Raw genomic sequence first — 20,589 nt, 5'->3', positions numbered from 1 at the left:
ATTTTCCGTAACAAAATAGCCGGTCACCCTTGGGTGACCGGCTAGCTTTATAAGTATAAATTAGCTAAAAATACACCTAAACTTTCTTGATAAATTTCTTCGTACTGATTCAGAGATAAAGGGCTTGTTCCGCTTCCCAGTTCAATCGTAAATCCGGGACGCTGCCATTTCATCTCGAACCAATCTTTGTAACCGGCATGACTGTCTACGTTCTGATCGGGCTCATAATTGCTAACACGGGCGAATTCTTGAGCAATCGATTCCGTTTCAGGGGGTTCATACTCTAAATAACCCCAGTAAATCACTTCACCTTGCGTATGGAAAGCGATCACTCGTTCGAAAGAGCTATCATCTGTTAACTGGGCAAGGGATTGGGATTCAGGTTCGCTTAAAGGTTGCGGACCTGGGTAATTGGCCGAAGCAGGATGATTAGGCTTTCGGTCGGCTTCAATATCCCAATTAGCCGGATATTGATTATTAAGATCGACACCTCTAATATTGGCTTTCCATTGAGAAAAATCCGTACTACCATTGTTCATTTCCAAAATGTGCTCCCGGTACTCACTATTTTGAGGCAGACCATGAATAACTAAGTCAACACCATCAGGATTCACCATCGGAAGGGCTGACAAAGTTTTGTTGTCATAAAATGGAGCCATACTTAACCCTCGTATTGTCTCCCGATTCGTTAAAGCCAATAAATAATCATTTAAAAACGCCATAATTATAGGGGTTGATATCCATTCCCGTGCATGAAACGAACCATTGACATGAACCACTTGTGAGCCTTGGCCCACTCTTAATTCATATAAAGATTTTCCTTCTACTGAACGCCCCACAGACTGTTGGCGGATAAATGGATATAAAGCCATCAACCGTTTGATATCACGTACCATAGTAGAAAAATCGTATGATTGCTTACCATTAACAACGGGTTTTGTTACTTTATAAGGTAGATCAATCGTCATACCCTCTTTCAACTTCCGGGGGTTAATATCAGGATTTAATAAAAGCAAAGCATCCAATGCGATCCGTCGATGAGTGGCAATACTCCAAAGGGTATCCCCGGGGTCAACCGTGTGTGGCCGTTTGATAAATCCTGGAATATTGATGGCTGTTCCTACCATTAGTTGTTGAGTGCTTACATCAGGGTTACTGTCTATAATGAGCTGAAGAGGAATATTAAACAATTGACTATAATACCAAAAACTGTCGCCCTCACGAACATCTATTTTCAAACCACCTTCGCCTCCCCTTTCTCCTGTTATACTCTCCATTTTATGTTCGGAGAAGAAAGGATTATGCCGCCGATGTCAAATCTTTGTCTGCGCAAGCCACGCCGCACCAATGATGCCCGCATCATTGCCCAATTCGGCAATAGCAATGTCTGTATGACGATAAATCAGATCAATAGAATATTGTCTAAAGTAATGGTTAACCGGAGTTAATAACACATCTCCTGCTTTCGATACACCGCCACCAAGAACTATTCTTGAAGGATTGACCGTTGTTGCCAAGTTGGCCAATACGAGTCCTATATAATAAGCGACCCGTTCGACGACCACAATAGCGAATGTATCCTGATCTCGGGCTGCATCGAAAACATCTTTTGCCGTGATGTCGTTGTTATTTGTATAAATCTGTTGTAACTGGCTCTCGGGGTGGTGACGTAATTCATCAAGCGCTGTTCGACGAATACCAGTCGCTGATACGACTGTTTCTAAACAACCCGCTTTACCACAATTGCACTGATAACCTCCCTCGGGGACCACTGTGGCGTGACCAAATTCACCCGCCATACCTTTGATGCCGTGAACGATATCACCATCGATAATCATCCCCCCGCCAACACCCGTCCCCAGAGTCATACATATCACATTATCATGATGGTTACCGGCGCCTTTCCACATTTCACCAATTGCCGCTATATTGGCATCATTGTCAACAACAACGGGCATTTCTGTCGCCTCTTCCAGAGCTGTCTTAAGCGGGTACTCCTTCCAGCCAATATTAACTGCTTCATAGATATATCCTGTCGCCATTTCAATGAAGCCAGGTGCACCAATCCCGATACCATTAATGTTTTCACTACTTTTTCCAATAGTATCTAATGTTTGTTCAATGCTGTGTGCAATATCCTTAACGATTCTTTTGCCTTGGTCAGCTGTATCCGTAGGGATTTCCCACTTCTTTTGAATATGTCCCTCTTCATCAACAATGGCCAATTTGACTGTTGTCCCGCCAAGGTCAACACCAATATTGCAGCGCTCCCTCATTTATCCTCATCCCCTTACACGTTATTTACATACCCTTTATTTTCCCAAATAAAAAATAAGATGTCCACTGTTTTATAAAACAGTAGACATCTTATCATCATTACTTATCAGGATCTTTCGGATATAGGGCTTTCGGACGCCGATTATTGAGAGGCTTAGGTATACGGAATAGAACATCTTTCATTGCGGAAGGATCAAACGGGATGAACGGCCATAAATACGGCATATAGAAAGATTTCAAGCTCGTTAAGTAAATTGTAAATACGAGCACACCAGCAATGAATCCAGGCAGGCCAAACAATACAGCCAATAGGATTAGCCCAACACGAGCCAAGCGATTGGCTAGACTAACTTCATACATAGGTGTGGCAAAAGTTCCTATAGCAGCCACCGACATGTATAGAATGACCTCTTTAGCAAAGAGTCCTGCTTGAATGGCAATTTGTCCAATTACGATCGCCGACACCAAGCCAAGGGCACTGCCCATTGCTGATGGAGTATGAACGGTTGCCATTCTTAAGGCGTCAATACCGAACTCAATTAATAAAATCTGCCCTACTAACGGCATATCCAATTGTTTATCAATTTCAATAAACGCCGCACCCCCAGCAAAACCAGGGTGTGAAGCTAATAAATACCAAATGGGCAGCATGAAAATAGATGCCCAAACACATAAATAACGGATCATCCTGAGATAACAACCTGTTATAGGCTTATGCCGAAATTCTTCGGCGTGTTGTAATTGATTCCAATAGGTTGATGGTGCTATTAAGGCAACAGGAGTCCCATCGACAATGACAATGACACGCCCTTCGTACAAATGAACGGCTGCCGTGTCAGGACGCTCCGTATACCGAACTGTTGGATAAGGATTAAAGTGGCGACCACCTATAAATTCCTCAATCGTTTTCTCACCCATGGGCAATCCGTCTGTATCAATTTGAGATACATTTTTCTTAATCGTTTCAACGATATTCGGGTTAACAATATCCTCAATATAGCAAACACAAATATCCGTTTTAGAACGACGCGCAACTGACATATATTCCATTCTTAGTGATGGATCACGGACACGTCTCCTAATCAGCGCCGTATTAAAGACGATAGTTTCAACAAAGCCATCTCTTGGTCCCCTGACAACACGTTCAACATCAGGCTCTTTTGGACCTCTGACCGGATATGTACGCGCGTCAATAATAATCACTTTATCTAGACCATCAACAACAAGTGCCGAAGCGCCTGACAACACCCAAAAGGCAACCTTGTCAAGGGAAGTTTCAGTACTTACCTCAATGTAGGGTAAATAAGTTCTAACTAATCGCTCCAACGGATGATTCGCCAAGTCCTCTTCTTCCAGACCAGCTAATAACTCCATCAGAAAATGTGTAATCTTATCTTTTGTCATACCGTCAATCGTAAATAAGGACATATCTCGCCCGGCATAAAATAAATCAAGGTGTAACATATCAAAACTTTTGCTAACACCTAATTCACTTCTCAACCAGTCCACATTGTCTTTATAATTGGGTTTGACAGAGGTGTTCTCTTCTTTATTCGCATGTTCCGTATTCGTCTTCTTCTCTTTATTTTCATTCGATTGCTTATTAGCCATACTTACCCCCTTCCTCCCTCTACAATCATTTTGACTATGTTATGACGTACAGGATAGGCTAGCACCGCCGCTGCAACAAGACGTTGCGGTTTTTAGTCAACGTCCCTGTCTTCCCCTGTCCAAAATGATAGGGTCTTGCCTAGCGGAGTTGGGAAGTGCTCTTGTATTCTCCATGTTTGACCAACTAAAGTAGGATTATACTTTGAGGACAAATCAATCAACTTATTTTGACATATAAGTTGTCCCACTCAGCATACAATGTGACAAACATGAACTCGTGGGGGGCTGGTTACATATGTTTCGGAAACGTTATCTCATTATTTTGGCCGCTTTGGTTACTGCCCTAGCTTGGTTTGCTTATAATAAATCGAACGAGATCCGACATAGTATTACCTATTTTCCAGAGGACCCTCACTTTTCATTTAAAAAAACATTAAGTTCACTGAATGTCCAGAATCTAAAACAACGGGAAGATTACAATATCATATGGAATGTCCAATCAGAAAGTCGTGTTCCTGCCTATCTCCGTCAAGATGTCTCTTTGCTATTTGAAGACGGAAAACTGACAGATATATCGAATAAATGGGAGCAAACTACTCAAACACTTGTTCAGGAAAAGACTTTATCATTCAATGATAGCGGTCACTTTGAAGCCTTAACATTGCATTATGCAGAAATTCATCCTTCGAGTGATGCAAAAATTACAAGTAAGGATGTGATGACGTATGACCATCTTTATGTCATGGCATCCCCTTACAGTCAACTTTCGGCTTTTCAAATTCCTGTCACTCCCGAACAACAAGAATGGTATCATGTTCTCTCACGCGCTGTGCATCAGGAAAGACAATATATCATCGAACAAGCTCAAAAAAAATATGGCTTACGTTTATCTAATTATCATATTTTCCCCTTGACCTATTTGCACGTTTACCAATCCCATTCACTACCAGGTCTGGACCAAAAAACAACCCACAGAGTGATTAGCCAACTGTGGGAAGGGATATACAAAAATTATGTTTTGGGTATTCAGAATGAAGGACAAACACCTGTATCAGCCATTGGCAGTTCTATGCCGCTGATTTTCTATTCAAAAGACCAATCCGTCATTCTAACCGTATTTAGAAGTAAGTCAGGAAAGATCCATTTGTTGAAGCAAAGCATTTAGCCTTCTGACTGCTGGCTTGAATGTTGTTCACTTGCATGACCACCATTAGATGCCGTAAAGATATTTGATAACATCTTTTGGATATTGCCGGACTCCAGTAAGTGGCGAAGACCGAGAAATCCGATCATCGACCGAATAATACCATGACGATTTTGATAAACGACATAAATAATCAATGACATAACAGCAAACTTCATTAAACGATGTTTCACCTTGCCAACCTCCTTCTATCTATTAATATTTATCAAAAGTTGGCAGGTTATCCATCCGAATTGACGAATTCATTCAAAGTTTGCCGATCATTCACATTGACAAACGTCTCGGGTGGAAAATGACCATCCGCGGAAACAATCCTGAACCTCATCTGTTCAATTAGGTCTTGCATCCGGCGCTGACCTTTATTTAATAACTTTTCAATCACCGGTACAGAATTCCGATGATAGACCGCTATTAAGGGCTGCAGACGTCCTTCACTCCGCGGTATGATCCCATCGATGCTCTTCTCATGTTCTCCACATGACAAGAGCCATCGTAAAAATGATTCACTAAGATTCGGGACATCACAAGGAACGACCATTAACCATTCCTTATTTAAACGTTGAAAAGCTGAATAGATGCCTGCTAATGGCCCGTGTCCTTGAAATCGTTCTTCATCGACCATTGTCGGAAGACCTGTCATCTGTTCTAAATTATTGTGAATATCGGGATGTGAGACAATAACCATGTTGTTGGTCAATGGCTTGACAGAGGCGACAGCTGATTCTACCATCGTCTTTCCATGCAAAAGGGCAAGTGATTTATGGGAACCAAAACGCCGTGATGCCCCGCCTGCTAAAATGGCGGCACCCAGTTCATCGACAGAAACCATAGATATATCCCTCCTCCTGCTATACCTGATGAAAAAGAAGCTAAGCTATTTACCATACTGTTCGTCATCCAACCATACCCGTGAACAAGCACAGCGGGTTGATGACAATGCGTATCATGATCGGTCAAACAACCACACTCAGAACACCGAAACCTTCCTTGGCAAAAGCCGCCTAGCCATGTATCCACCCATTGTCCCAACCAAGCAGTCAACGTGAGTAAAATAATCCAAATAAAAGTTGGTTTAGGAAATATCGGCAGTATCAAAACGCCACAACACACGATGAATAGCGCGCCCAACAGAGAAGCGATTGTCCCTGACAAACTGATAGCACCAGACAAACCCACTGTTACCCGGCGTCCTAATTGCCAATGATAGGGAAGTTTTGACGAACGTTTGCCCCATTCCGATGCCCAAGTATCTGAATTAGCAGCTCCAATACAGGCTATGTAAATGATAAACCACACTGAGTGCGGAACGATCCAGTTGCCCATTGCTGCCAGCATCGGGATACCGCCATTCGCCAACACTTGGATTAGAGATCGTGTCTGCGAGGATTCGCGGTTACTGCGACCGGTTAGCATGCTGGATGTTGAAAAGAACAAAAACATTAATATGAGAGCGCCAATACCCAAGGAAAAAGTGATCACGCTGCCCATGATCACCATTGCTACACCTGCAGAACGCGTAAGTACTTGCTTTTTCAAGCTAAACCAGGCAGCCAATAATAATGCGACGACAGCTAGACTGTTTACCATATATGTCCCGGCGTCACAATTTTATCAACCGGCTGGTCATAGTGGTCTGTTGGTAGAGATTCAACCACCTGAGAATCAAAGGCAAGACTTATGGAGGCACCCTCATAGGCGGGCAAGAACCGATCATAGTAGCCACCGCCATATCCGATCCGATAGCCATTCTTAGAAAAAAGCAAACCTGGAACTAAAACAAGATCCATTTCGTCCGAGTGAATAATGGGGGTGATAGACGGCTTGGGCTCTTCCAAATCATAATAGACCACTTCCAGTTGATCGAAATCTGTTAATGCCCGAAACACTAACTGTTTTGTTTCAGGCAAACATTTAGGCACAGCAACTGTCCTCCCATCTTGCCAGAGTTGACGGATGATTGGCGTTGTATCAATTTCCATTTCCCGGGAAATCGTGATACCCACAGTTTGTGCTTGTAGCCATTCCGGTTGCCGATATAAACGCTCATAAATTTGCTGACAGGCTGCTTGACGTTCTGACAATGTCAAATTTTTTAATACCGTTTTCCCTTGATTGCGATAGGCCGTTTTCATCTTTGACCTCCTTCCTATTCCCACGATATATAAAGAAAACTTGGCTTATCACCAAGCCTAAATGGTGAAAGCCTTAGTTACACTTGATCTCTCAGGATGAGAGTCAGTTCGGCGTTGCCACAGGACGTGGCGTTTTAGTCGAACATCGTTCTGAAGGAAGTTTATATATTCTTTTAGTGTAAAAAAATAAACAGTAGGGGGTTGCCCACTGTTTATTTTGACTTCGTTTCACGGTGTAATGTGTGCTTTTTAAGACGCGGACTGTATTTCATCATTTCAATGCGTCCTTCATCGTTCTTTTTATTTTTACTCGTGATATAATTACGGTCACCTGATTCTGTGCATTCAAGTGTTACTTGGACACGCATGCCTATCCCTCCCAGCTTTCAGTTTCATTTATTCAAGTGCAAACACTTATCTAGTTTATCAAACTCCCAGCCCCAATTCAATAATGATCACTCTAAATAATGTACACTCATAACAAAATACGACAAAACATTACATTTTTCTTTCTTTTTGCTTTGTTCTCTTTTATGACACTATCAATTTATGATATAAGTAATTGGAGACAGCATATAGGAGGATTACACATTGGGTTATTTACTCGTTGGGTTAATGCTAATTGGCATTGTTTTATTAGTGTTGTCATTCTTTAAAGAAAGCAGCATGAAACAACTAGAAAATCAAATTGAGGGCACATCCATTACCACGATGCAAGAACTGTATAAATTAAAGAAAAAAGTGAGGCTCATTGAAGAAGAGCTCATGATCGACGACAACCATGATGACGACCAGAAGGGTGATCATTAAATGACTAAGGAAACCATGCGTGCCTTTGCTTCTGGGATTCTAGTGACCAGTGCGGTTGTTGGGTTCTTCTACTTTCAAGTCTTTGCGCCGTTCGATCAACCAGATGAATCGAAACAAGCACTGACGGAATCAACCGTGCAACAATACTTAGAAGAACATGGACTAGAGGCCGTGGATGCCGATGCCTATACCAAATGGCAGAAAAATAAAGGACAAGATAATAAGAAAGAAAACAGCGATGACAAACAGAAAAAGACTTCGGATGAACAAGCTCAAGATAATCCGTCAAAAGATATAACGAAAGCGACTATTGCTGTCAAACAAGGCATGTCAACTCAAGATGTTATCGATGAACTTGTTAAGCAGAAGATCATAAAAAGCGGCGACAAATTCCAAGATTACTTAGAGAATCACAATCTGGCAACAGGTGTTCAAATTGGAAAATACAAGCTTTCCAGTGATATGTCGATGTCTGAAGTCGCCGATAAAATCACAAAATAAGGGTAACCTCAAAATGGGGTTACCCTTATTTTTTATCTAAAAATGGCACATGACGTTTCATGTGCCATTTTTATTATTCTTTAGATCCTTGATTATTTTTCATATCAAAAAATGCTTTAATAATTTTACCGCCGATTTTCAAATTATCATGTCTGTCATTTTGAATTTCCGGAATAACAACTGATACAGCAATTTGCGGATCGTTATATGGCGCATAACCCGCTAGTGTTAAATTGTATAAACCATCACCGGGCTGACCGACCTGTGCTGTTCCAGTCTTAGCTGCAATTCTATATTTCGCATATTTTGAGGCGCCGAGGTCGTTCCCTGTACCATGACTCCCATGCGTGACTTGCCAAAGGCCTTTTTGAACCGTCTTAATATCACTTTCTGAATTCTTGATTTTATTCATTAATTGCGGTTCATAGGAATATAACGTTTTTCCAAGTTGACCATCTTGACCATTCGACATATGCACCGATTTTAAGAAATGCGGTGCCATGCGATAACCATCATTGGCAATGGTCGAAACGTATTGTGCTAGTTGCAGGGGTGTATATTGATCGTACTGACCAATGGCATAATAGAGCAAGCTACCTGCTTCCGTAGGTAAACCACCGTCATAACCTGTTCCTTCTGAGGGTACATCAACCCCTGTTTGAACACCTAAACCAAATTGTGCATACACATCCTTCATGATGTTATAAGCTTCTTTAAATTTTTCCCCTGTATGGAAAGTCATATCATAAACTCCGCCAGCATCGTGATAATCAAAACCAGCCAAATTCGCAGCGATCAATCCCATATAGATATTGGAGGATTGTTCCAATGCACCGATCGTATTAATACTAGCAATACCCGATGTATACGATGAAAAATCATTGGTCCCCGGTACTTTGATCGGTTGGTCCTCAACAAAAGCATGGGAACTTCCACCCGGTAAAGCATTGGCTTGGAAGCCAGCTGATACAGTCGCACCTTTAATAGCTGAACCGGGTTCAAAGCCATTCGTCGTCGTTCCGATGGAATGAGGGACAAGCTTGTGTTCATCCTTATTATAACGCCAGCCAGCCATTGATAATATGGCCCCAGTATTTGGATTCATGGCAACAGCATACGCGCTTTTTAATTCGTCATTACCGCTACGGGCCCTCGCTGTTTGTAACTGCTGCTTTACGATCTTCTCAACTTTCTTTTGAAGTTTGGAATTCACCGTCAGTTGCAAATCATAACCGCGTCGGCCTTCAATTCTTTTCGGTGTGCCAACGGGATCATTGTCTTTGGTTGTGTAGACGAGCTTCGTTGGCACCCCTCGCAAAATATCTTCATACTGTCTTTCTAAAAAGCTCGTACCAATATAGTCATTCCGGTTATAGCCTTTTGCCAGATACTCATCGATTTCCGCTTCTGGAATCTTATTGACATTCCCAAAGAAGAACTTTTTGCCATTCGGATATTTTCTTTTTGACGCCAAACTTAATTTAATGGTGCCGTTAAATTCATCTAAATGAGCGCCAACTAAGGCCTGTTCTTGATCTGTTAACCCTTTCTTAATAATGTGAGGTGTTAAGTTCGATGACGCATCGAATTGTCGCTTGATGGCAATGAGTTGCTTTTCCTCCGGCGATATCGCCTGCTTCACCGCCTTCATCTTAACCCGCTTTAATATTAAATCATAAGCGTTATCGCCGTTAAACTCTTTTGTTGTAAGCTTTTCTTTCTTTACTTCCGGATGTTTTAAAATATAATAGTCCTTCAAATCACGCTCGGTGATTTTATCCATCATCTCCTGATTTGGATCAATATACTCATGTAATTTTTGAGCTAACTTCAATGTTTTGTCCTGTGTGGTCCCCGGATGACGGATAAAATAAATGGCGGGTTTGCCGTCATTTCCGACCAATAAATCTCCATTCGTATCATACATAGTTCCGCGAGTGGCATCCATCTTTGCTGTTACGGTTTGCGTAGCTTCTAGTTCCCGAACATAGTCTTCACCTTGGACAATTTGGACAACACCCAGCCGCATAATCAATAAAGAAAAGGCGACGAACACAACTAAAAATAGTATATTTAAACGAAACGGCAACCGATTTTTCTTTCGCTTTTTTTCTTTTTCTTGATCCAAACGAATCACTCCAATCCATCATCAACTAAAAAAAGACACCCATAATATGTGGTGTCTTAATTGTACTATAAAATTGTGTTTTTAGCAGTCCCTTATATCGTTGACCCGCTCTCTTCGTCAAGCTGGTTGTTACGGCGTTTTGCAGACGTTTCTTCCGATTTAGGATCAGGCTCAGGATCAGGACTTTTCTTAAGTGTGATATGCCGGATAAAGAAAAATACGGCGACATGCCCTATGCCGATGACCATAAGTAAATACTTGATACTGTAATCACCGAAAATCGATACCATTCCTAAAAAAAGTAAAATTGAAATAACCCTACCTGAGTTATAAAACAACTCACGGACAACGATGTATTCGATCCGTTTCTCTGCTGCCTTCCATCCTTTACCAATCACATCAAACGTTAACGATCCATAAGGAACAACCAAAAACGGAAATGCCAAGGCACTGATAATGCCATAGGTAATGAGCAGCGGATAAGTAAGATTAAATAAGATTAAATAAATGGACATGTACAATACTATTCCAGCAACGAAGATGGATTTTTTACGGAATTTTGGTTTTATCAAACGTGATGCCAAATAATAACCTAGAAACATCGCTCCCGACTCAATGAGTCCAAACTTACCCAAGGACAGTTCACTTCCTGTAGCAATAAATACCCAGAGAACAATGACAAACATGAAAGTCCCTTCACGTAAGCCTTGAAAGAAGTGAGCGTAAAGAATGCCCCTCCAGTCAATATTATTTTTTCGTTCCTTTATAATACGCCTAAAGGTAAAATGACCGCTTGCAGGACGCCGCTTTAAAAACCAACTTGTGATAATTGCAATCGTAAATAATGCTAGGGATATACCAAAAATTAATTTGTAACCCGTATACTCCTCCAGTGACGAAATCATCCAACCTGCTGAGATCGGACCCACCATGCCAGCAATCGATGATAAAATTCCTTGAAAGCCATTAAAAAAGTCACGAGTCTCCGGCTCAGTGATTTCAAAGGTTAATACATTAAATGCCAACCAATAAAAACCGTATCCTACACCCAATAAGGTTCCAAATAACAAAAGATAATCATTTGTTTTTGAACCTAAGATTAAAACAGAGATAAAAAAGAGCGCAAGAAAAATGACCCCTAGCCGTAGAACAATGACACGATCAACTTTTTTAGCTAAACGTCCAGCTAATAAAAAGGTTAAAGGTTGAAATATGACAATCATTAAGTTATATAAACCGAGATCAACAAAACTTTTTGTATGTTTCCATAAAAAAATGTTGACGAATGTATTGGACAACGCAATGCTTAAAAAAAATAACCCGCTGATAAGCAATAAAAGTAAGAGATCTTTAGGGACATCCTCTTCACCAAAAACTTTTCGCATGACTTTAATGTTCATTGAAATGACTCCCTTACTTTCTATACTAACTGTATTTTGTGTCATGCGAAACAATATATACTCAAAGCAGCCATAAAAAAACCTCCGGCTTGAGGTTGCCGGAGGTTGTAACAAATTTTGCCTATTTTGCAGCTTCGTAGCGCTTGTTCACTTCATCCCAATTAATAACGTTGAAGAACGCTTGAATATAATCAGGACGTTTGTTTTGATATTTAAGATAGTAAGCATGCTCCCAAACATCAAGACCTAGAACCGGTGTCAGACCCTCTGATAAAGGTGAGTCTTGGTTAGGTGTGCTCATGATTTCCAAGCCGCCATTATTAACGACTAACCAAGCCCAACCGGAACCGAAACGACCAGCAGCTGCTTTAGCAAAAGCATCTTTAAAGCTGTCATAGCTGCCCCATTTTTGTTTAATTGCATCGCCGACAGCACCGGTTGGTTCACCGCCACCATTCGGGGACATCACTTTCCAAAATAGAGAATGGTTCACATGACCGCCGCCGTTGTTTCGAACAGCTGTGTGAATGTCTTCTGGGACAGAGTCCAAATTCCTAATAAGGTCTTCAATGGATTTGCTGGCTAAATCATCGTGACCCTCAAGAGCAGCATTCACTTTGTTTACATAAGTACCATGGTGTTTATCATGGTGGATCCGCATCGTTTCTTCATCAATATGTGGTTCTAAGGCGTTGTAATCATAAGGCAAATCAGGCAATTCGTAAGCCATAATTAATCTCCTCCTATGTAGAATTTGAAAGGGCTTGTATCACTGATCCCTTCCACTTTTTACATTATCAGATTTACCCCTTAAATTCAATTAATAAACACTGATAAACGTAGAAAAGCTCAGTCTTTAAAGACTGAGCTTTTCTCGGTATTGCGGGAGCAGGATTCGAACCTGCGACCTTCGGGTTATGAGCCCGACGAGCTACCGAACTGCTCCATCCCGCGTCGATAATAAAGTTTACGGACGAAGCATTCTCGAAGAAGAATGATTCGTAACGCTTGAGTATTCTTTGGCGATACTCAGCGTAGTCCACTCGATGATGTATTGCTTGAGTGCTCCATCCTGCGTCGATTCGAACCTATAACTTAGTATATCCAATGATCATAATCTTATGCAGGAAAACAATAAAATGTGATAATTTCTGGTGGACCCTGTAGGACTCGAACCTACGACCGGACGGTTATGAGCCGTCAGCTCTGACCAACTGAGCTAAGGGTCCAGGATATACAAGGCCCGATGTAAAAATGGGGCGGATGATGGGGCTCGAACCCACGAATGTCGGAACCACAATCCGATGCGTTGACCACTTCGCCACATCCGCCAAAATAAATATGGTAGCGGTGGAGGGGATCGAACCCCCGACCTCACGGGTATGAACCGTACGCTCTAGCCAGCTGAGCTACACCGCCATTGTATTGGCTCCGCAGGTAGGATTCGAACCTACGACCGATCGGTTAACAGCCGATTGCTCTACCACTGAGCTACTGCGGAATAATATAGACTTTGTTAAAGTTAGAAACGAGACAAAATATTGTCTAGGGTTCGGAATACAAAGTTCGTATCCCTCAGCGTAGCCTATTCGGCGAAGTAACGCTAGGTGCTTTACCACTGAGCTACTGCGGAATAATTTAATATTGCTGAATAAGTGTATGTAATAACTACGCTTTGTCGTTAACGCGACAATAAATATTATATCATGCGTTAGTTTTAAGTGTCAATAACTTTTTTTCAAAAGTTATTGATATAATTTTTGTTGACCGTTCAATGCGGCAACGGAATTAAATATAGCATGGATTGTCCGAAGATGCAATACCCTTAATTAGGATTCGAAGTGTTCAAAAAAGTAGGAGATCTCCGCTCAATTGGATGGAGCATCTCCTTTTTGGGATTGAATTAAGATTTTGGTTCCATCAACATCTTTCACTATCACTTGTTCACCCGGTTCAATCCATTCACCACTTGTAACGGCGCTATAGGTGACCCCATCGATTATGATGGTTCCAACGGGCCGGAACGGCGTTTTAGCTCTCCCCGTTTTTCCAACCAAATCTCGATACCCTTCATTCATGGAATTATAACCTTGCTCGCTGGTTAGCTGGTCTTTTAACGTCAGACGTGACCAATAATCCCTTGGTTGAAAACTTTTTAAAAACAAAAACGAAGCAGTTAAACCAATGATGAAAGCAAGACCAACTAAAGTGCCATAAAGAATAGACGGAACCGGCAGTACACAGGCGAGTAACATCATGATGATCCCGATAACCGCGACCGTCCCATTATTAAAGATTTGCCCATCAATGATAATTAATACAATTCCGACAGCCAATAATAAAATCATTCCAAGCGGTGATGAATCCGTTAAATGATAAGATAAAAACATAACAAATAATCCAGAGCCAATAGTGCCAAATACCCCTCGGACCTTAACGAGCACTTCACCAAATAATAATACCGATGCTAACAAAATAACCACAAATCCCATAAATGGATATGATAATAATGCCACAAAGTCTCCTCCTTCCCTATCTTTGTTTTTACGAACTGTTGATAAAAAAGTTTCAAATCATAGGTTATATATCGGGTGGGACAAGCATAGACATAAGGAAAAACCGCCCGACCGCTCGAGGAGGTGTTCTGTATGAAAAAACTTTTCTTTTTATGTGTTCTCATTTTATTTATATGGACAAGTTATCATGATTTAACGACCGGTACATTGCCTAAAGCTGTTTCCAAACAATCAGTTGATATAAAAGAACCCAGTAAGTCTTCTCAACCTCATAAGAACGTTAAAGTTGGACCTGGGGACACTGTCCTATCCATTGTAGAACAATTAAATCCTCAGCAAAAAACATCCATTAAACAAATCATGGCCGATTTTAAACACTTAAATAATGGCGTTGACCCCAATCAAATTCAGATCGACAAAGTATACGCTTTTCCTTTATACTAAATTCTATCTGTTGCCGAATCCATACAAGACTTGCTACAATAGTAATGTTCATATGAAATGATTATCAGGGATAAATATTTCCCTATATATAAAGGAGCGATCGGGTTTATGTCAGAAATCACCCATCGAACACAAACACGCCAAGTAAACGTTGGTGACCTCACCATTGGCGGTTCTAATGAACTTATCATCCAAAGTATGACAACAACGAAAACTCATGACGTCGAAGCGACTGTCGCCGAAATCGAACGATTGGAAGAAGCCGGATGTCAAATTGTTCGTGTTGCTTGCCCCGATGATGCAGCGGCTGACGCTATACCAGAGATTAAGCAACGCATTAATATTCCTTTAGTCGTTGACATTCATTTTAACTACAAACTAGCCTTAAAAGCGATCGAAGGCGGCGCTGATAAAATTAGAATCAACCCGGGCAATATCGGTAGTCGGGATAAAGTTGAAGCAGTTGTTACAGCTGCCAAAGACAAAGGGATCCCGATTCGTATCGGCGTTAACGCGGGCTCACTTGAACGCCACATTGTAGAAAAATACGGTTATCCAACAGCTGATGGTATGGTGGAAAGTGCTTTAGCGCATATTAAAATTCTTGAAGACCTCGACTTCCATGATATTGTTGTTTCCATGAAGGCGTCAGATGTCCACCTTGCCGTTGAAGCCTATGAAAAAGCCTCCAAGGCCTTTGATTACCCGCTTCATCTCGGCATTACAGAATCGGGTACAAAATTTTCTGGATCTATTAAGAGTTCAGCTGGTCTAGGCGTTCTTTTACATCAAGGGATTGGCAATACAATGAGAATTTCACTATCCACTGATCCTGTCCAAGAAGTCAAAGTTGCTCGTGAGCTCTTAAAAACTTTTGGTTTAGCCTCCAATGCAGCCACATTGATTTCCTGCCCAACCTGCGGACGGATTCAAATGGATCTTTTCAAAGTCGTTGATGAAGTTGAAGAGTATATTCAACAAATCAAAGCCCCTATTAAAGTTGCCGTTCTTGGTTGTGCTGTTAACGGTCCCGGTGAAGCGCGTGAAGCGGACATTGGCATTGCTGGTGGTAAAGGTGAAGGCCTCTTATTCAAACACGGTGAGGTCGTTCGGAAAGTGCCTGAAGATACCATGGTTGAAGAGTTGAAAAAAGAAGTCGACATCTTGGCACAAGAACACTACGACAATGAAGCAAAGAAAAAAGAAACAACTGAGGCCTGATTTAAAAAAGATGGGATTCATCTTACGATGATCCCATCTTTTTTATTGCCGTGTTGCGTTCTCTGTCCATGTAACGACGTCATTAAGTGACCGTTTCTTCGGCGGATCGCTTTCATCCACAGGATAACCAAGGTAAATATACCCCAGAACCAATCCATTCTCCGAAACATTAAAGGCCTCTTTCATCTTTTCATGATAAGAAGGTTGACCCGTTCGCCAAATCGCTCCAAGACCAAGATTATGAATGGTTAGGAGCATATTCTGAACAGCACACGAAGTTGAAGCGATCTCTTCTAGGAACACAACTTGTTCCCGATCACTTGGTTCCACTTTAACAACAATAACAACAGGTGCACGATAAGCCTTTTCCATTCCCCGTCCATATACCTGTTCTTTCGTTTGATCCGTTGGATTCTGTAACTGTTCAATATTAATATTCCCGTAAACATTTCCTAATTTTTGACGCCCTTCACCGATTAACACTTCAAAATGATAAGGTTCCGTTTTAAAGTGATTCGGGGCCCATCGACCGCTCTCTAAAATGCTATTAATCGTTTCCCGATCAGGCACCTTGTCAGACACCTTTCGTACAGAACGCCTTGTTTTTATAGCTTCATTTACATCCATATATCAGCATCCCCTCCCGAATAAGTATATGAAACAAAAAACAGGGGTATCCCCATTTTCATGGAATACCCCTTAGATTTTTCTATAAAAGTGGTGCAGCAAAAAGAGTAATTAAAATGGCGGCCGCTCCAATACCAATCGCCCAACCGCCAAGAGCACCTGCACCTTGTCTTCTAGCGATAAAGCCAATAATGATCCCGGCTGCACCCATTATAACGGGGAGGAAAAACAGCGCAACAATGGATAGGGCTAAAGCTAGCCAACCCATACCTGTCCCTTCAGCTTGATCCATGTTTGTTGGACCAACTGCCTTATGATTCATCAATCGCTCATCACCGGCTGGTTCAGCCGCTGTCTCTTCCAGGTACTTTTCCTCACCATCCGTTGTCCGAGTGCCGTCCATCACTTTGTCTTCTTCGTGTAACGACGGATCCTTTTTCTCGTCTTTACGTCGTTCCTCATGCTCATCTGCCATCGTGATCCCTCACTTTCCAATATAGGATCACCAATAGTATGTGTACATGACCAGATGATTATCCTAGCTAAAAAATCAGAATCAACCTTTAGAAAATGGAAAAAATAAAGTCACTGTTGTCCCTTGTCCCAATGTGCTGTCAATATGAAATTGTCCACCATGATCCAAAACAATCTTTTTGCATAAAGGAATGCCAATCCCTGTCCCGCTCTCTTTCGTCGTAAAAAAAGGCTTGCCTAATTGATCAATCACTTCTTGTTTCATCCCGGGGCCATTATCACTTACTTCAATTTTGTAACCCGAAGCATCCACCGTTCCATATATGTAAAAATGTCGCTTTTTTTGATTTTCTTCGAATGCCTCAATCGAATTTCGCAATAAGTTTAAAATGATTTGTTTTATCATCGATTTATTTAAACTTAATTGACGATTTGAAGGCTCAAAACGGCAGTCCAATTCAATACTCTGCAGCAAACATTCAGCACGAATCAGTGATACCAATGATTCAAACAATTCATGCGGCTGATATTCCGCTTTTTTAGGAGACTTTCGGGACAGTGATAAGAAGTCATCAATAATGCCATTCATTCTGTCGATCTCTGAGGTGATCGTCTGATAATATTTATCGATATCTCCCGTCAACGCTGACAATTGAATAAACCCTTTAATTACAGATAGTGGATTCCGTAATTCATGAGCAAATCCGGCAGACAAATAAGAAACCGATTCCATTTGCTGTTTGTGTTTCAAGATTCCGTCAATTCTTTCTCCCCAGTTCTGCTGTTGACCCACTAATTGAATATTACCGTTAATGAATTTCCCTCGATAATGAATGAAATCAAGATGATCATCACATTTTTGACATAGCCAGTCTTCAATGAGCTGATGAGATTGGGAAATTTTATTTAAAAATGTCAACACTTGGTTCTGAGAATCAGGGGGAAAATGATCAAAAAATAAATCACCGTTGCCCATAACATATTGACGGGCGTTTTGATTGTATGTCAAAATTTTACCGTCCAAAGATAATGTCAACCGTATATCAAAAGTCAGATCATCAGTTTTGGCGAAGTCATCTGCTGAGGTTGTCGACGGATCAAAAATGGCAAACCCCTCCCTTGACTTTTGAAACTCATTCTATGTTTATTATACTAAAATCTTAATAATTTATATAGGTTCTATAACTAAATATTCTTAGACAGGCTTCGTTTTCAATTGTCGAATATTGTCATAAATTCTTTCATAAAGAATACCTCACAATCATCTTGGTAACGTCATATGTTGACTAAGAGTAGATGATGAGAGGTGTGAATCAATGAATTCAATGTTTCGTCAGATGTTGAACCAGAAGATCAACCAACTAACACCAAGCGGATTAGTGAAACTAGCTAAACAGTATGGATTCAAAATCAAACAGGATGAGGCTGAAAAGGTGTTAGGTATTTTACAACAACAGGACGTGGATATCTTTAATAAAAGCCAAAGGCAAACAGCCCTAAAACAGCTCGCAGCTACACATCCAGATTTAGCCCGTGACATTAAAGGATTACTGGATCGGCTTTTATAATGTTAAAAAGACGAGGGACACCCCCTCGTCTTACTGATTGATAATATCTTCAATTAAATCATCATTAAATGATTGTTCACGCAACATTTGAATTTCAAAAGCATACGGTGGTTTTTTATTCTTTTTGTCTTCACCAACATAAGGGGTTTCCAAAATCTTCGGCAAGTGTGAAAGCTGATCATGATGAACCACTTTATTAATAGCGTCAAACCCGATATAGCCAGTACCAATATTCGCATGCCGGTCTTTTCGCGCACCTTGAGGATTTTTACTGTCATTAATATGAATGACCTTAAGCTTGTCCAATCCAATAATACTATCAAAAGTCTCAAGAACGCCATCAAAATCATTAACGACATCATACCCGGCATCATGAGTGTGACATGTATCAAAACAAACGGATAGGTGTTCATTATGAGTGACACCATCCATAATTTGAGCAAGGTGTTCAAATTCAAAACCACACTCAGATCCCTTACCAGCCATCGTTTCTAAAGCAATCTGAACGTTATCATCAGGTGTTAGCACTTCATTAAGGCCTTCAATAATTTTCGTGATACCTGCATCAACCCCGGCTCCCACATGCGATCCTGGATGTAACACAATTTGTTTCGCTCCCAATGCTTCCGTTCGGTCAATTTCTTTACGCAAAAATTCAACACCAATTTGAAAGGTTTCCGGTTTTTGTGTATTAGCGATATTTATAATATAAGGAGCGTGCACAACAATATCTTCCATGCCGTGTGTCTCCATATGGTCTTTACCTGCCTCAATATTTAGTTTATCAATTGCTTTACGTTTTGTATTCTGCGGGGCACCCGTATAAATCATGAACGTATTCGCCCCATACGACAGGGCTTCTTCGCTTGCCCCGAGTAACATCTTGTCACCCTTCATGGATACATGTGAACCTATTTTAGCCATCCGATCATCCTCCTTCTAATATAATAATTTTAACATACTCTTTTCCCTAGAAGGGAATAACTTGTCCAACAAACACTGTTTCGTTTGACGTGCATAAAATATATCAGCATGGTTTGACTAGAAAGGAGGCGCGCCATGTTTCCATTTAAACAAAGTAGTCAAATGCCGACATCGGGCTTTGGTCAACCCCCTTTTGGACCAGGTGGTGGATTTCCCGGGCCAACTATGAATCCGGGGTCAATGGGTCAAGGCTTACAAAACGCTAGCCAGTTATCGGGTCTAGTCAGTGGAACAGGTGGCGGTGGATTATTGCAAAATGCGCAAAAAGCTATCAAAACAGCGCAAACCGTCATACCTATGATACAAAAATATGGCCCAATGGTTCAAAAATACGGTCCCATGGTTAAAAATGTACCGCAGATGCTTAAGATGGCTAAAGCGTTTAGAGACATTCAAGCCAATTCTGGTGAAGATACTAGCACTGAAGAAAGGGAAACAAAAGACGATCATCAGCATCATGATGCATCATCAGCGCACCATGATGCTCATCAAGATGCCACAAACCAGGAGCAAAAAAATATCAATAAACAACCAAAAGCACCATCATCCAACCGAAAACGCCGTCAAAAAAACATCGAGGAGTCCGACGAAATTAAAGTGAAACCATCCGTTCCCAAATTATATATTTAATTTCATGTTTCATTCATTGTTTAATTGCTATGCCTCTTGTATAATGAGAAAAGAAAAAGTCC

At 41.1% G+C, this 20,589-nt stretch carries 23 protein-coding genes and 5 tRNA genes; 7 read left to right on the top strand and 21 right to left on the bottom strand.

The genetic code is table 11. From position 1 onward, the window contains the following. Nucleotides 1-47: 47 nt before the first annotated feature. The 3 genes from B9Y89_RS11490 to B9Y89_RS11480 form a co-directional block, all read right to left on the bottom strand. Nucleotides 48-1,238, bottom strand: a complete 1,191-nt coding sequence (locus tag B9Y89_RS11490) for a M14 family metallopeptidase (protein WP_085523366.1) — start codon at nucleotides 1,236-1,238, stop codon at nucleotides 48-50. 75 nt (nucleotides 1,239-1,313) lie between these two features. Continuing rightward, nucleotides 1,314-2,276: an ROK family glucokinase gene (locus B9Y89_RS11485; RefSeq protein WP_085523365.1), complete on the bottom strand. Its 963-nt coding sequence runs from the start codon at nucleotides 2,274-2,276 to the stop codon at nucleotides 1,314-1,316. A gap of 100 nt (nucleotides 2,277-2,376) precedes the next feature. Next, a complete protein-coding gene (locus B9Y89_RS11480) occupies nucleotides 2,377-3,888 on the bottom strand; it encodes a spore germination protein (RefSeq protein WP_085523364.1) in 1,512 nt (503 codons plus the stop codon). Between the two features lie 295 nt (nucleotides 3,889-4,183). On the opposite strand from B9Y89_RS11480, the gene B9Y89_RS11475 reads away from it, so the two are divergent. Beyond that, nucleotides 4,184-5,053 carry a hypothetical protein gene (locus B9Y89_RS11475; protein ID WP_085523363.1) on the top strand — a complete coding sequence of 290 codons (870 nt, stop codon included), beginning with the start codon at nucleotides 4,184-4,186 and terminating at the stop codon, nucleotides 5,051-5,053. Here the strand turns inward: B9Y89_RS11475 and B9Y89_RS11470 are convergent. The 5 genes from B9Y89_RS11470 to rpmG form a co-directional block, all read right to left on the bottom strand. Beyond that, nucleotides 5,050-5,265 carry a hypothetical protein gene (locus B9Y89_RS11470; RefSeq protein ID WP_085523362.1) on the bottom strand — a complete coding sequence of 72 codons (216 nt, stop codon included), beginning with the start codon at nucleotides 5,263-5,265 and terminating at the stop codon, nucleotides 5,050-5,052. The genes B9Y89_RS11475 and B9Y89_RS11470 overlap by 4 nt on opposite strands. A 47-nt stretch (nucleotides 5,266-5,312) precedes the next feature. Continuing rightward, nucleotides 5,313-5,921 (bottom strand): molybdenum cofactor guanylyltransferase, encoded by a 609-nt coding sequence (gene mobA, locus B9Y89_RS11465; protein ID WP_085523361.1) that lies wholly within the window; start codon nucleotides 5,919-5,921, stop codon nucleotides 5,313-5,315. Further along, nucleotides 5,885-6,679 (bottom strand): DUF92 domain-containing protein, encoded by a 795-nt coding sequence (locus tag B9Y89_RS11460; protein ID WP_085523360.1) that lies wholly within the window; start codon nucleotides 6,677-6,679, stop codon nucleotides 5,885-5,887. Before B9Y89_RS11460 ends, mobA begins: the two co-directional genes overlap by 37 nt. Further along, complete coding sequence (locus B9Y89_RS11455; RefSeq protein WP_085523359.1) at nucleotides 6,673-7,224, bottom strand: 5-formyltetrahydrofolate cyclo-ligase; 552 nt, start codon at nucleotides 7,222-7,224, stop codon at nucleotides 6,673-6,675. Before B9Y89_RS11455 ends, B9Y89_RS11460 begins: the two co-directional genes overlap by 7 nt. Before the next feature lie 212 nt (nucleotides 7,225-7,436). Then, entirely contained in the window at nucleotides 7,437-7,592 is a 156-nt protein-coding gene (rpmG, locus tag B9Y89_RS11450) for a 50S ribosomal protein L33 (RefSeq protein WP_085523358.1), read from the bottom strand. A gap of 223 nt (nucleotides 7,593-7,815) precedes the next feature. Here rpmG and B9Y89_RS11445 point away from each other — a divergent pair, with 223 nt between their 5' ends. Both B9Y89_RS11445 and B9Y89_RS11440 read left to right on the top strand, forming a co-directional pair. Continuing rightward, the gene (locus B9Y89_RS11445) at nucleotides 7,816-8,034 is read left to right on the top strand and encodes a hypothetical protein (RefSeq protein WP_085523357.1); all 219 of its coding nucleotides are present in this window, start codon (nucleotides 7,816-7,818) and stop codon (nucleotides 8,032-8,034) included. Continuing rightward, a complete protein-coding gene (locus tag B9Y89_RS11440) occupies nucleotides 8,035-8,535 on the top strand; it encodes an endolytic transglycosylase MltG (RefSeq protein ID WP_085523356.1) in 501 nt (166 codons plus the stop codon). Nucleotides 8,536-8,608: 73 nt separating this feature from the next. On the opposite strand, the gene B9Y89_RS11435 is transcribed toward B9Y89_RS11440, so the two are convergent. From B9Y89_RS11435 to B9Y89_RS11395, 9 genes are all read right to left on the bottom strand, one after another. Then, nucleotides 8,609-10,663, bottom strand: coding sequence for a peptidoglycan D,D-transpeptidase FtsI family protein (locus B9Y89_RS11435; RefSeq protein ID WP_085523355.1), 2,055 nt, complete (start codon nucleotides 10,661-10,663; stop codon nucleotides 8,609-8,611). A gap of 92 nt (nucleotides 10,664-10,755) precedes the next feature. Then, nucleotides 10,756-12,057 carry an MFS transporter gene (locus tag B9Y89_RS11430; RefSeq protein WP_139822844.1) on the bottom strand — a complete coding sequence of 434 codons (1,302 nt, stop codon included), beginning with the start codon at nucleotides 12,055-12,057 and terminating at the stop codon, nucleotides 10,756-10,758. A gap of 127 nt (nucleotides 12,058-12,184) precedes the next feature. Then, nucleotides 12,185-12,793 (bottom strand): superoxide dismutase, encoded by a 609-nt coding sequence (locus tag B9Y89_RS11425; protein WP_085523353.1) that lies wholly within the window; start codon nucleotides 12,791-12,793, stop codon nucleotides 12,185-12,187. A 150-nt stretch (nucleotides 12,794-12,943) separates the two neighbouring features. Then, a tRNA-Met gene (locus B9Y89_RS11420) sits at nucleotides 12,944-13,017 on the bottom strand. Nucleotides 13,018-13,215: 198 nt separating this feature from the next. Next, nucleotides 13,216-13,292: transfer RNA gene (locus B9Y89_RS11415), tRNA-Ile, on the bottom strand. A 26-nt stretch (nucleotides 13,293-13,318) separates the two neighbouring features. Beyond that, nucleotides 13,319-13,394 (bottom strand) — tRNA-His (locus B9Y89_RS11410). Nucleotides 13,395-13,405: 11 nt separating this feature from the next. Further along, a tRNA-Met gene (locus tag B9Y89_RS11405) sits at nucleotides 13,406-13,482 on the bottom strand. Between the two features lie 7 nt (nucleotides 13,483-13,489). Further along, nucleotides 13,490-13,564 (bottom strand) — tRNA-Asn (locus B9Y89_RS11400). Nucleotides 13,565-13,931: 367 nt separating this feature from the next. Next, on the bottom strand, nucleotides 13,932-14,579 hold the full coding sequence (locus B9Y89_RS11395) for an NfeD family protein (RefSeq protein ID WP_139822792.1): 648 nt from the start codon (nucleotides 14,577-14,579) through the stop codon (nucleotides 13,932-13,934). Between the two features lie 132 nt (nucleotides 14,580-14,711). Here B9Y89_RS11395 and B9Y89_RS11390 point away from each other — a divergent pair, with 132 nt between their 5' ends. Both B9Y89_RS11390 and ispG read left to right on the top strand, forming a co-directional pair. Beyond that, nucleotides 14,712-15,023 (top strand): hypothetical protein, encoded by a 312-nt coding sequence (locus tag B9Y89_RS11390; protein WP_085523352.1) that lies wholly within the window; start codon nucleotides 14,712-14,714, stop codon nucleotides 15,021-15,023. 108 nt (nucleotides 15,024-15,131) lie between these two features. Beyond that, nucleotides 15,132-16,244: a flavodoxin-dependent (E)-4-hydroxy-3-methylbut-2-enyl-diphosphate synthase gene (gene ispG / locus B9Y89_RS11385; protein WP_085523351.1), complete on the top strand. Its 1,113-nt coding sequence runs from the start codon at nucleotides 15,132-15,134 to the stop codon at nucleotides 16,242-16,244. 42 nt (nucleotides 16,245-16,286) lie between these two features. On the opposite strand, the gene B9Y89_RS11380 is transcribed toward ispG, so the two are convergent. From B9Y89_RS11380 to B9Y89_RS11370, 3 genes are all read right to left on the bottom strand, one after another. Beyond that, nucleotides 16,287-16,871 (bottom strand): nitroreductase family protein, encoded by a 585-nt coding sequence (locus B9Y89_RS11380; RefSeq protein ID WP_085523350.1) that lies wholly within the window; start codon nucleotides 16,869-16,871, stop codon nucleotides 16,287-16,289. 82 nt (nucleotides 16,872-16,953) lie between these two features. Further along, nucleotides 16,954-17,346 (bottom strand): hypothetical protein, encoded by a 393-nt coding sequence (locus B9Y89_RS11375; protein ID WP_085523349.1) that lies wholly within the window; start codon nucleotides 17,344-17,346, stop codon nucleotides 16,954-16,956. An 81-nt stretch (nucleotides 17,347-17,427) separates the two neighbouring features. Then, entirely contained in the window at nucleotides 17,428-18,354 is a 927-nt protein-coding gene (locus B9Y89_RS11370; RefSeq protein ID WP_139822791.1) for a two-component system sensor histidine kinase NtrB, read from the bottom strand. A gap of 307 nt (nucleotides 18,355-18,661) precedes the next feature. Between B9Y89_RS11370 and B9Y89_RS11365 the strand changes: the two genes are divergently transcribed. After that, entirely contained in the window at nucleotides 18,662-18,913 is a 252-nt protein-coding gene (locus B9Y89_RS11365) for a DUF2624 family protein (RefSeq protein ID WP_085523347.1), read from the top strand. 30 nt (nucleotides 18,914-18,943) lie between these two features. On the opposite strand, the gene B9Y89_RS11360 is transcribed toward B9Y89_RS11365, so the two are convergent. Continuing rightward, nucleotides 18,944-19,837: a deoxyribonuclease IV gene (locus tag B9Y89_RS11360; protein WP_085523346.1), complete on the bottom strand. Its 894-nt coding sequence runs from the start codon at nucleotides 19,835-19,837 to the stop codon at nucleotides 18,944-18,946. Between the two features lie 135 nt (nucleotides 19,838-19,972). Between B9Y89_RS11360 and vrrA the strand changes: the two genes are divergently transcribed. Beyond that, entirely contained in the window at nucleotides 19,973-20,527 is a 555-nt protein-coding gene (gene vrrA / locus B9Y89_RS11355; RefSeq protein WP_085523345.1) for a VrrA/YqfQ family protein, read from the top strand. Nucleotides 20,528-20,589: the final 62 nt, after the last annotated feature.

This window comes from Tuberibacillus sp. Marseille-P3662 (assembly GCF_900178005.1).
In the GTDB taxonomy this organism is placed as follows: Bacteria; Bacillota; Bacilli; order Bacillales; family Sporolactobacillaceae; genus Marseille-P3662.
The sequence above is the reverse complement of the archived record's forward strand: the minus strand, read 5'-3'. Positions and strand labels throughout refer to the sequence as shown.